Source organism: Paenibacillus sp. oral taxon 786 str. D14, assembly GCF_000159955.1.
Lineage (GTDB): Bacteria > Bacillota > Bacilli > Paenibacillales > Paenibacillaceae > Fontibacillus > Fontibacillus phoenicis.
The window spans coordinates 1-12775 of the sequence record NZ_GG695982.1 but is presented as its reverse complement, the minus strand read 5'-3'; the positions used below and the strand labels follow the sequence as shown (position 1 = coordinate 12775).

7 protein-coding genes and 1 pseudogene are annotated in these 12775 nt (G+C 46.9%); all 8 read right to left on the bottom strand.

Features of this window, described 5'->3' with window-relative positions:
* The coding region (locus POTG_RS24415; protein WP_050769779.1) for a nucleotidyltransferase domain-containing protein at positions 1 to 1159 on the bottom strand (1159 nt) is incomplete at its 3' end.
* Between the two features lie 155 nt (positions 1160 to 1314).
* The gene (locus tag POTG_RS14960; protein WP_009225672.1) at positions 1315 to 4452 is read right to left on the bottom strand and encodes a type I restriction endonuclease subunit R; all 3138 of its coding nucleotides are present in this window, start codon (positions 4450 to 4452) and stop codon (positions 1315 to 1317) included.
* A 19-nt stretch (positions 4453 to 4471) separates the two neighbouring features.
* Positions 4472 to 5773, bottom strand: a complete 1302-nt coding sequence (locus tag POTG_RS14955; RefSeq protein ID WP_050769778.1) for a restriction endonuclease subunit S — start codon at positions 5771 to 5773, stop codon at positions 4472 to 4474.
* On the bottom strand, positions 5763 to 7286 hold the full coding sequence (locus POTG_RS14950) for a class I SAM-dependent DNA methyltransferase (protein ID WP_009225670.1): 1524 nt from the start codon (positions 7284 to 7286) through the stop codon (positions 5763 to 5765). Before POTG_RS14950 ends, POTG_RS14955 begins: the two co-directional genes overlap by 11 nt.
* Positions 7287 to 7302: 16 nt before the next feature.
* A complete protein-coding gene (locus tag POTG_RS14945; protein ID WP_232282317.1) occupies positions 7303 to 8907 on the bottom strand; it encodes a restriction endonuclease subunit S in 1605 nt (534 codons plus the stop codon).
* 74 nt (positions 8908 to 8981) lie between these two features.
* On the bottom strand, positions 8982 to 10595 hold the full coding sequence (locus tag POTG_RS14940; RefSeq protein WP_009225668.1) for a Tn7-like element transposition protein TnsE: 1614 nt from the start codon (positions 10593 to 10595) through the stop codon (positions 8982 to 8984).
* Positions 10583 to 12352: a TnsD family Tn7-like transposition protein gene (locus POTG_RS14935; RefSeq protein ID WP_009225667.1), complete on the bottom strand. Its 1770-nt coding sequence runs from the start codon at positions 12350 to 12352 to the stop codon at positions 10583 to 10585. Before POTG_RS14935 ends, POTG_RS14940 begins: the two co-directional genes overlap by 13 nt.
* A gap of 12 nt (positions 12353 to 12364) precedes the next feature.
* Positions 12365 to 12775, bottom strand: a pseudogene (locus tag POTG_RS14930) (hypothetical protein); the annotation flags it as partial.

Here is a 12775-nt window from a genome sequence, read left to right as displayed (position 1 = left end):
TTTTAGAAACAATCTTTTCACCGAATCTTTGTTCAAGGGTTTTTGTAATCTTACCAACATCAGAAAGTTGAAGAATGTCAACTAAGTCTTCCTTAACCCAAGTAATCCATTGAAAAAACGCTTTAGCTTTCCGATTTCCGTTTTCGTGCCAACGATCAGCAAAATTTTCTGCTGGATTAACAGGGTTAGGAATTATCCAATACCCATCCTTGTCTCTATTTATTAGTTGAAGCATTGTTAAATCTCCACTGAACTTAATTCCTGAATTAAGAAGTTGTTCTAACGTAGATAACTTTTCAACGATATTTTTAATGGTTGTATATAAATCCATTTCATGTTGGTATGCTCTTGCAGATAAAGTAGTAATTATCATGGAAATAGGCTTATCCGCTTCCCATTCGTGACCAGCAAAACGAACATCACGATGACGTTTTAAAATTTGAATGGCTCTTTGTAAAGGTGTCTTGACTAGTTGATCTGGAACCTCATCTATTTGATTGAATATTGCTTTGTTGTTCTCGAAAATATATTGTTTTTGTACTATTTTCATCTTTTCAAATACTGGTCTCTTAATTGTTTCGAACCATTCAGCATACCCGTTTGGATTACTAGATGACCATGAATAAACATTTTCTCTTTCTCTATTCGTAATCGATATCGACTTTTGGGCTATATCTCCCGAAATGCCGTGTCCAATCAAATCAGCAATCAGTTCAACAGATTCGGGAACGGAAGGCAATATATCAAGATGAAATCCTATACCGTCTTGTTCTGCATAATTTAATGTCCAGCAACGCTTCTTTTCTTTATCAAGCATCTTTTGATACATAGCGTTTTCCTTTATTCTCTCGCCAATAGATTTTTTTAATGATGCAGGGGTTGTACTAAACTTTTTCAGTGGTAGTTCACAAACTAAGTCAATGTCGTAATCGGACTCCGCTCCTTCCTTTAGTGGTCTAACTACAGTACCAAGTCTAAAAGAGCCTTGAGTATAAATGTGAAGTTCACCCTGAACACCATCATACTCTCCGTCCGCAATCCAATTACCAACCGCAGTATACCGCTGAACGGCTTGTTGATATTTGCTTGGTGATATATCAAGTTCCTTTGCTAGATTTTCTAAAATTTTATTATAATTTTGTCTAAGTTCAACTGTCACAATATTCATCTCCTTTAATATAGCCATTGCCCAAAAACAGGAACGTATATTCCCGTTCCAAATATATCAAATAATAATTCTCCCAACAACAAAAAATATTCATGAAAATTAAAAGGCATAGCCCCATGACTCACGTTGCTACGCCTTGTTGTAAGTTAATATTTAAACTCTTCCGTCTCCGCCTGCGCCATCAATTCCGCCTGCTGAAGCACCAAATCAATCGCCATCTTCTCCAGATCAGGTGGATATCCGTACTTCTTCAGCAGCCGTTTAACGGTAATCCGCATCTGTGCCCGCACATTTTCACGAAGCGTCCAGTCGACCTTAATGTTGCTCTTGATCGCTTGGGTCAGCTCATGTGCAATCTGCTTCAGCATGAGATCGCCCATCAGTTCCTTGGCCGATTCATTCGAAGCGAGCGCATCATAGAAAGCCAGCTCTTCCTTGATCAGACCGAGATCTTCGCCGCGCTTGACGGCTGCGTTCATTTCTTTAGCCATCTGGATCAGTTCTTCAATAACCTGTGTCGTTTCGATGGTACGATTGTTGTATTTCCGAATGGCTTCCTCCAGCATCTCGGAAAATTTCTTCGATTGCACAATACTGGTTCGGGAAACGGCCTTCACTTTCCCCTGAAGCAGCCTGCGGAGAAGTTCCACAGCCAGATTTTTCTGCTTCAACCCGCGCACATGTTCGAGAAACTCATCCGAAAGTATCGCAATGTTCGGTTTCTGCAAGCCTACAGCTTCCAGAATATCGACAACTTCATCGGATACGACAGATTTCGAGATGAGCTGATTCAACTCGGCATCGAGTTCTTTCGTCGTTTTTCTCTTGTTTTCGTCTGTTATCAGCTTAATTATACCAGATTTAACCGCTTTGAAGAAACTGATTTCGACATTGACTTCCTCCGCGGCGGGAGTCGTCGCGCAGAGCGAGAAGGCTCTTGCCAATTCCGTCGTCCAATTCAGGAAGTTCCGCTTGCTCTCTTCACCTAATCCAAGTACGTAATCGACCGTCTCAACAATGGCCTTCATCCGTTCGGATGCTTTCTCCGAAGCGAATTTACTGTAGTCATACCCATGAAGCAATTCGCGGATGAGCTGCAGCCTTTCCAGCATAAAGTCAACGGCTTGGTCTGTATCGATACCAGCAGTTTTGCGGTCATTTTCCGTATATTGTTGTAGCGCCGATTTCAGTAAATCCGCAATTCCGATATAGTCGACGATCAAACCGCCCGGCTTGTCGCGGAATACCCGATTCACGCGGGCGATCGCCTGCATCAGATTATGACCTTTCATCGGCTTGTCGATGTACATGGTATTCATGCTCGGCACGTCAAAACCGGTCAGCCACATATCACGGACAATGACGATCTGAAGCGGATCGTTCACATCTTTCATCCGCTTCGCGAGATGTTCACGTCGCCGCTTGTTGCCGATAAACGGTTGCCACTCCTCCGGATCGCTGGAACTTCCGGTCATGACGATCTTGATCTTGCCTTCATTGTCGTCGTCGCTATGCCAATCCGGCCGGAGCGCCACAATCGCTTTGTACATATCGATGGCAATCCGCCGCGACATCACAACAATCATCGCTTTGCCGAAGCCGGCTTTCTGCCGTTGCTCGAAATGTTCGACGACATCCTGCGCGACTTTCCTGACCCGTTTCTCTGCACCGGCCAACGCTTCAAGCCTGGCCCAACGCGACTTCAGACGCTCCCGCTGCGTGTATTCCTGATACTCCGTAATATCCTCATACTCGCTGTCAATGACCGGGCGCTCCGCCTCCGACAAATCCAGGCGGGCAATACGGCTTTCGTAATAAATTCTGACCGTCGTTCCGTCTTCTACGGCTCGGGTCATATCGTAAATATCGATGTAGTCACCGAAAACGGCGGGCGTATTTTTGTCTGTCAATTCGACCGGCGTTCCGGTAAAGCCAATATAGGAAGCGTTCGGCAACGCATCGCGCATATACTTGGCATAGCCATATTTAATGGCCGCTTCGTCGTCCCCAGCGACCATATCCGCCTGAAACCCGTACTGGCTGCGATGCGCTTCGTCTGCGATCACAATCACATTACGGCGTTCCGTAAGCACAGGATACTTGTCTTCATGTTCATCGGGGGTGAACTTGTGGACCGTTGTGAAAATGATCCCGCCCGACTCCACCGACAAGAGCTCACGCAAATGAGTCCGATTTTCCGCTTGCTGAGGCGTTTGCCTGAGCAAGTCCTTCGACTTGCTGAACGTGCTGAACAACTGATCGTCCAGATCGTTCCGGTCCGTCACCACGACGATCGTCGGGTTGTTCAGCGTCAGGACAAGTTTTCCCGCGTAGAAAACCATGGACAAGCTTTTGCCGGACCCTTGTGTATGCCAGATAACGCCGATTTTTCGATCTCCTTCGTCCATCGTCGCCCGTTCCGTACTTGCAATCGCCTTGTTGGTGGCGTGGTATTGGTGGTATCCCGCCAATATTTTGAACAGATGCTCCCCATCGGTTTGAAACAACACGAAATGCTTGATAATGTCGAGCAGTCGGCTTTTCTCGAACATCCCTTTCACAAGCACTTCAAGCTGGGGCAGGGAGGAGGGCGCCACGTCATTGCCGTCAATCGTGCGCCACATCATAAAGCGGTCTTCATTGGCGGTCAGCGTGCCTACCCGCGCATTCACGCCGTCACTGATGACCAGAAACGAGTTGTACGTGAACAGGGACGGTATCGCGCCTTTATACGTCTGCACCTGATTATAGGCATCGCTGATCCCGACTTCTTCGTTGGAGGCGCTTTTCAATTCAAATACGGCGATCGGCAAACCGTTTACGAACACGACGATATCCGGGCGCTTCTCTCCCTGATTTTCAACGACGGTAAACTGGTTGACGACCAGAAAGTCGTTGTTGTCGATCCCGTCCGGATCGGTGTCGAACAGCCATACTTTCTCTGTCGGATAATCGCCATTAGCGGCTTGATACTGCACGTCGATCCCGTCGGTGATTATCTTCTGGAACGCCTTGTTATTGATCAGCAGGCTAGGACTGCGCGGCACTTCAATGACCCGGATCGCTTCCTCAATCGCTTCACGCGGCACATGTTTGTTGATACGAATAAGCGCCTCGCGCAGCCGGTCTTTCAGGATTACGTCATGGTAAAATTGCCGTTCGGGATACTCGCCTTCGGGAGAAATATCCGGACCATAAGCTTTCTCGTAGTTCAGTTCTTCGAACCATTCCAGTGCGGCCTGCTCTAAGTCACTTTCGGTATAGGATGTGGTATAGTAGGCCATCGTTGCACCTCCTTTGGGGTTAGGATTGATAGATTGTGCTGCTCTCGGCAACCATCGGCAGATCAGGAACACTGTGATCCTGCTCGACAGGGACACGGATCTCGCCCGACATCAGTTTGGGGAGAAGGGTGTCGCGGAGTTGCTGCAAAGTTTGGGTTTCATTTGCCTTTTCAAGTAACAATGAATAGAGTCCATTGACTAGCCCATCAAAATGTCTTACCAGTTCAATATCTGGCAGAGTAGTTTTCAAATTTTGAAAAGTTGAAACTGTTATTGCATCAAATACGGCTCCACTAGCATTTTTTCGCAATACATTAACTAGCTGTTGTGTCAGATGAAAGACGTACTTCTGGGTATAACCGCTTTTGGCGACAAGAGCATAGCAGGATTGGTTCATTGCCATGTCTCTACCTGCGAGTGCAACTTTTCCAACCGTTCCCCTTGCGGTAATAAAAACAGTATCAGTTTTGAACAACTTGCTGTTGCAATTGTTCAACCCATCTTCAGTGATGGTTTTCTCTGTTTCGATTACATATAATGAGTTCGAACAATCTTTTGGAGTAAAAAAGGGAATTTCACCATTCCAATATTCAGATGTACTCGTTTTCGGTGTACCCCCACTCTGCACATCGAATATATCGGTTGCTCTCCCTACCTTCCACCCCTTCGGAATCAACCCCAACTCGCTTTCCTCAAACTCGCCGCCGCTGGACTTATACGGTTCGCCGTTTTCATTCGGAAACTCGAAGTCCACAAACCATCGTTTAAAAAGAGCTTGGGCCATTTCTTCAAGGTTTTTGTTGATGGCGATGTTAAGCTCAATCTTGTCATCAAGCGATGATAGCAATGCCGAGATCTCTTTTTGCTCTTTAATTGGTGGTAATCGAAACTGCCACTTTGAGATGGCATCCACTTGAGCTCTCTGCCGCCCAGAGGTACCGGTCATTGACTTTATCGCCACATTTCTAAATTCCGGAGAGATGGAAAGATAGTACACATATTTGTTATCAGATATTCCTTCTTTACCCCGTAAAACTATAAATTCCGTTGAACCAAAACCTATTTCATCCTTTTCCAATATATTTACGTATGCCGTTTTTCCATTTTCTAAACAAGGCGTTATTCTTGCCACGAGAGTATCACCATTTTTGAACTTTGATCCTCCATTGAATTCAGCCACCTCATAATTAGTTATCTTCCTTGTAAAAGGTTCTAAATCAGCCATGGAAATCTTCTTAGCCAAAGTTCCTTTTCTTATACTGTAGAAGGGGTTGATATCCAACGACTCTCCCAGTGTTGTTTCTCTCCACTCAAAACTCAAACCCGATCCCCCCAAGCCGCTTGCGAATCTCGTCCTCCAATTGCCGGGACTTGGCGAATTGCTCAGCCAACTCCTCCGTCAACCGTGCCATCTTATCCTCGAACGGCTCGCTGTCTTCCTCCACATCCTCAATTCCAACATACCGCCCCGGTGTCAAAATATACTCGTGCTCCTGCACATCCGCAAGCTTCGCCGCTTTGCAGAAGCCTTTCACATCCTCGTATGCTCCGACCTCCGCCTGACCGCGCCATGCGTGGTACGTATCAGCGATCTTCCGGATATCCTCCGTACTGAGTTCGCGATGTGTCCGATCCACCATATGACCCATTTTGCGTGCATCGATAAACAGGATTTCGCCGCGGCGGTCCCGAAAGCCCTTTGGCGCTTTATTTTTGGCGATGAACCAAAGACAAACCGGAATTTGCGTCGAATAGAACAATTGCCCCGGCAAGGTGACGATGCAATCGACCAGATCGGCGTTAACCAGCTTGCTGCGAATCTCGAACTCCGCCGTCGTACTTGTCGACATGGAGCCGTTCGCAAGTACAAAGCCTGCAACACCGCTGGGCGCAAGCTTGTTCACGATATGCTGAATCCACGCATAGTTGGCATTCCCTGCGGGAGGCACCCCATACGTCCAGCGAGTGTCATCTGTCAGCCGTTCACCGCCCCAATCGCTGATATTGAATGGCGGATTCGCCAAGATGTAATCGGCCTTCAGATTTTTATGTAAATCATTATGGAACGTATCTGCATGATGCTCCCCAAGGTTGCCGTCGATGCCGCGAATGGCGAGGTTCATTTTGCACAACTTCCACGTCGTCGGATTCGACTCCTGCCCGTACACCGCGATATCGCCAATGCGCCCCTGATGCTCCTCTACAAACTTCTCGCTCTGAACGAACATGCCGCCGGAACCACAGCAGGGGTCGTATACGCGGCCCTTGAACGGCTGTATCATCTCGACGAGCAGGCGAACAACGCTGTTCGGGGTATAGAATTCCCCGCCGTTCTTGCCTTCCGCGCTTGCGAATTTGCTAAGGAAATACTCATATACCCGCCCCAGTACATCCTTCGAACGGCTTTCTTCATCGCCGACTTTGAACGAGAACAAATCGATCACTTCGCCAAGACGAGTTTTATCCAGCGCCGGCCTAGCGTAATCTTTCGGCAGCACGCCTTTCAGCGATGGATTTTCCTTCTCGATGGCAATCATGGCATTATCAATGATCTGCCCGATTTCCGGCTTCTTCGCGTTATCCTTGATATGGCTCCAGCGCGCTTCTTTCGGTACCCAGAATATATTTTCTGCCACGTATTCGTCCCGGTCCTCCGGATCGGCATACGGTTCATTTTTCAATGCTTCATATTTTTCTTCAAATGCATCCGACACATATTTCAGAAATAGAAGACCGAGAGCTACATGCTTATACTCCGCTGCATCCATGCTGCCACGCAGCTTATCGGCCATGCTCCATAATTTTTCCTCGAATCCAATGTTCGCTGTTGCCATTATCCTGAATTCCTCCTCAGTAGAGTTGCTCATATAACTGACTCTTGACTCGTTCCCAACGGTCCGACGCTTCCCGCACGACTTCTTTGTATCGTTCTTTCTCCCGGATATATTGCTGTATGATTTCTTGCTGTCTATCTTCCGGTACCAAGGGCAATTCCAATTCCGCCACATCCGCTGGATTCAAATTCATCACGGTTGTTCCCCGCTGGAAGCTTTGAATAAGGGCTGTTCCAACAGGGCTTTCCAGAAACATTTTGGCAAAATGACTCTTGATGGCCGACTTGAATCGGATCACGATCATATTCGAGGAAGCGATGACCATCCCTTGAGCCTCCGGAAATACAGCCAACTTGTTCACGGTGCCGCGGCACGTCATGACCAGGTCACCCGGGAGAATCTCGTAACGTTTCACTTTCCTCTCTTCCTCGTCAATCGTTTCAAGTTGATCCAATAGCACTTCGCCGTCATCCAGATTGGATATATTCAGCACCTTAATGTTCCCGGGCTTTAGATCCTGCTTAAGAATCGATTTTCCCCGAAAAATTTCTGCCACATCGCGCAACTTCACTTTCGGGGTCGCCGCCTGCTGGAACGAACGAAGTGTATCCTGATCTTCATCCAGCAGCAGTTCGATTCGCCAATGATCCAGCTCTCGGAACCGGTCTGAATGGATGGCAATCTCCCGTTCCGCCACAAGCTTTGACTTCTCCATATGGAGCCGCCCGAGGATCACCTCTTCCACAGGCGCTTTTCCAAAGTCAACCTGATAGGTCTTGATGGAAGTGTAGGGACGAAACAAGCCGTCCGGAAGCGAATAGATCGTTTGCACCGGCGCCTGATCATTCATTTGCTTCCGCCAGCTGGCGATCGCGCCGGATTGAAACAGCATCCGCGCGGGCAAGGTCACGCTTAATCTCCCGTCGTCTTGCAAGAGTGGAAGCAGATAGCTGGCCGCCGCGCCCTCGGATTCCCGAACCGCAACCTCGTCATCGTTCATTTTCATACCGAAATTCGGCATCGCCAGGATCGCGTCGAATTGAATTTCTGCAGGCAGCGGCTGATAAATGGACCCTTGAACGATGCGGATATTGGAGTAGGGCTCGAAATAAGTTTTGAATAATCTGCCGATGATGTAGTTTTCTGTTAACAATGTGATTGTCCATGGGCGATGGTAACATTTCGTCTCGACAAGTCCTTTGATATACTTTTCAGCTTCTGCAAGCAGAATGTTCTTGCAACCACGCCGCTCACACTGATCGACAAACTTTTCGACGATTCCAGGATGGACGACAATGCACCCTGTAACCCGATCTTGTTGGATGGTGAGCATGGCGTATTCCAACAAGTCCATGTCCTTGCCTGCATGGTATAATTTATAAAATAAATCCCGATCGCCGGGGAAATGACCTAATTCCCTGTCTAAAGCGCGTTCCTTCATCCACAGAAACAGCTTCTCGGGTTCCGTAATTAGCTCCGTTTCGGCCAACTGTTGTAGTTTCAGTAGTTGTTGTGTCCGCTTCACTCGAATGGCTTCGCGCAGCAGCTGATCACGGGTTGTGATATCATGAAGCAAACAAGTATTCCAGAACGATTCAATCAATTCATCACCTTCTTTCACTGCCAATAGCCAACTAAATTATACCATCCAAGAATCGAGTATTTCAATACCAAAATAAATCAAACATCTATTGTCTAGCCGGATAATTTCCCGTTTATCCGATACGCCCAATCCCTAACTGAGTCACTCTGATAATGTTTAACCTTTTCGATATTGAAGCCGTTGCATTGGTTTAAAATATTCTGATCCCAGTGGCCGCCTTTTTGAACAAGCCCTTCAAGAAGCAACTTAATGTCACGCTCAACCGTCTTTAGTGCAGTCTGCTGAGTTGGGTGGAGGATCAATGTCGAAATGGACCAATCATCCGGCCGGGCCACTTCGATAATAAACTTAGTCGTGATACCATGATCCGCCTGTACGATCCCACATGTTCGTCGGGAGCCGTTTGGACATACAGAAAATCTTTTGCCGGGAGGAATCCTGAGCACAGACATCCGGATATGACCGGGAAAGACATGCTTTAAGATTTGAGTCATCTCGAAAAAAGATTCAAGACCGATAGCCTCTGTAATTGGTATGGTTTCAAGCGTCTGAAAATCGATAGGAGGCGTATCGCCGCCGACCATCGAATCCTGTGTACTTACTTTATCTAGTCCTCCTGAGTTCTTCCCGCCTCTCCCGGAGGTGACGATCACGTCATTGCCGGTATGGGAATGCCTCACATCCTCTCGACGAGCAGTAACCCTAGGAAAATTGGAGAATCGCATAAACGTAGGAGGGGTCTCCAATACATCTTGCCTCGCATTTTCCCTGGCATTTTCGCTTTGATCATTCAATATGTAGTCTTTATTTTCGGATCCGGACGTAACTCGAACTTGTTTATCCCCTGAAATCGACTCACGACGCTTCTTCGATGGGTGCCAAAAGACGATCTCTTCCGCCGGATGCTTAAAACCGCCAATACCGAGAATCTCTTTCACCAAGAAATAGTTATTGAATTGTTCTCCTCGAACGTGAAACTCAAGAGAACCAACAGCCGGGAGCTCAACGCCAAGCGGAATTCCCTTCCTCATTCTGGCGCTCGGATTTTGAGGCGAGTCCTTGATCGCTTGATTGAACATCAATTGATAAACGGAATCCCACATGGTACGAATAGCGGGATCAATGTAAATCCAGGATAGGTGACGTGCGTTACTTTCGCTTGCCAATTTGGCCGGTACACGAAAACTCAAATCAAAATGCAAAGTTTTTCCTCTCATATCGCTATTATCGATCAACATTTCCAGACCGTGCGGCTGCATTAAATAATACGCCAAATACCTGGAGTTAATAAACATGGCTCGAATGAATTCGAACACTGGAAAGCAATAAATCGTCCCGTCAAACTGAAACTGAATAATTTTTTGAAGCCCTAGCTCCGGATTTTGACGGAAGTCAATCAAGCGCTTGGGCAATTTAAACCCATTACTCATCAGACCTTGATCCAAGCTGCTTATCGTTATTCTATGTACAATGCCTTCCAATGGCTTGACTTGATCAAATACTCCATTGGTGTAGATTTGTCCCATGCGCAAATAGGGGACTGTTCCCCATGGGTAGGATATAACTTTCAAGTCCCCGGTTTCTGTTCGAAATGCGACTCGAACTCTCCAATTCCCCTTGTAGTCCATGAAAGGGGACCCGAACCAAAATAACTCAACCCCCTGATTATCCGGAAACGGCCATGAACGCAGTGTCAATGCAGCCATAATGGAGTCACCTCAGCAGATGCAATTCGATTCATTGAAGCTCTTTGTCCAATACAACGATCAATTTCATCCGATACCTCTTGGGCATATCCTGGTCGCAGTCCGGCTTTTTTCACAAGTTTCCACCGTTTTATGGGCCATTCGCCAGCCAGTTGCTCAGCAGCCCATCGAACCCTCCTAATTTGAAATTGGGATGTCGACTCAAGGTAATCAGATAATACTTTCGTCGTTACAGGGAGCTTTTGTTTTTGCTTTTCTAGCAAACTCAGTTTCCCGACTCGTCTGCCTATCGCTGAAATCGTAATTCTGACAGGTTTATTTTTGCGATCGGATAATATCCTTCTACATGTTTCCTCGACAATCCAACTTAGCTCCAGATCACGTTTCCCCCAGTCGACTCGTGTATGTTTAGATCCCTTGGATCGGACAGGTTTGAAAGATTTTCTTGGACTTTCTAATAATGCAGGTTCCAAGTTGCGTGTTATCACAATACCTTTGGCGTACTTCATGACTGTATTCGTATCAACCCCCAATAACGCTGCTATGGAACGATAGGAAATGCCCTCTCGCAAATGTACCTGAAGCTTATCCATCCAAACTGGACCAAACGATTTGATACGCCCTCTGCGGTATTTATCTTCTTCGGATTGATCCGGTCCTCGTCTTGAATAGGCGAAGCCGCATTCACAAGTAAAGGTTCCTACAGGCCGGCCGGTATCTGTACAACGTGTAATGAGCAGGTCCGTTATTATTGAGGTTCGATAATGTTCCGCTGCTTTGTTCAGACATGGCCATGGCCCTTTACCGAAGGGTGCGTCATCCACCTCGGATTGTTCTAAAAATTCATTGAATGACCCGTACAAAAAACGGATCAGCAGCATCTGCCGCAGCGGATGAATCGCCCGCCGGGCGGACCTTGTCGCCAGATTCAGCCATGTGTAGTCCTTACCGTATGGAAGGCTGCCCAGCATCTCCAGCAGCTCTCTCCCATAGCAAATGACGAACTGTTCCTCAAGTTTTTGCTGGCGAATACGCCCGCCTGCGGTTACATACCCTTGCTTCCGTAAGCGTGGCAGAAATATATTCCTGGATTCATAAAGAACTGGCAAGTCGTTGGTTTGCATTAATGCCTGAATGTCTCTTGCGATGTCTGAAAGCTGATTGATTGTTTTACCTGACAAGTTGGCGACAATCGGTACTGAGCCGAACATCTTCTTCGAAATAGGGAGAACGGTCAACCCATATCGATCTGAAACCGGGTATGTCATCCGATGCAGAACATCCCGATGAACCGGACAAACCCATACTCCCGGCAACTGGTGAATGCGATGCCAATACGGCTCCCCATATTGGTTTATATCTTTTTCATAGCATTGAGAACAGAACCGCAAATCACTGTTCCTATCCACTGTACTGGCGGTAATCCCAACAAGTGCATGTATCCCCGAACCATCCGGCCCTTTCATGAGTTGCTTTAAACGATTGGCACGATTCTTGGGCAAGAATGGAGCATAAAACGGATAACAAGTGTGGTCTTTCATCCAATCATCGGCTGTCATTCCATGCAGCATATTTCTGCGTGAAAACGTCTCGATATGACTTGGCAGATCAATTGTCGGGATAATGTTCTCCGTGCCAAATAGTTCTTTATATGTCCATTTTGGGCTTGTGTTATTAGCTCTCAGGTGATATCGATTAATCACGCTATATAAAAGCTCATCAGGATACGGAACAGGTATTGCATAACTTTCATTCATGGGTTCAATACCTCATCCTAGGAACTCCAAAGGATTTTTAATATATCCGACTGCTTTCAGCGCCTCGTAAGCGGACAACTTCTTCTTTCTTCCTTGCGAAACGATTACTCTCAAATCATTAGGCTCAGTCAGAATCACTTTTGAATTGCTTCTTCCGCGTTGCTTTGTGGAAGCACTTGATGGGACAGGCTGTGTATGTAAAGCTAACTTTAAGGCCTCTTTATGCAGATCTACACGATCCAGTTCACTGAGGTGCGCCTGTACAACTTTTTCAGCCGATCGCTTTGCTGACTGGCGATCAATACCCGCCTCAACAAGCCATGCGCAGACTTCGTTCACTGTTTGTTCCACAACGTCGTAACCGAGTTCATTCCGAATCAATTCCAATCGTTCCGCTTGCCGCTGTTCAGCCTCAATCCGATC

What these genes read in the sequence shown, in the direction of transcription:
- POTG_RS14940 (WP_009225668.1), bottom strand. Translation starts at nt 10,595, where the DNA reads ATGGCTGCATTGACACTGCGTTCATGGCCGTTTCCGGATAATCAGGGG.
- POTG_RS14935 (WP_009225667.1), bottom strand. Translation starts at nt 12,352, where the DNA reads ATGAATGAAAGTTATGCAATACCTGTTCCGTATCCTGATGAGCTTTTA.
- POTG_RS14950 (WP_009225670.1), bottom strand. Translation starts at nt 7,286, where the DNA reads ATGGCAACAGCGAACATTGGATTCGAGGAAAAATTATGGAGCATGGCC.
- POTG_RS14960 (WP_009225672.1), bottom strand. Translation starts at nt 4,452, where the DNA reads ATGGCCTACTATACCACATCCTATACCGAAAGTGACTTAGAGCAGGCC.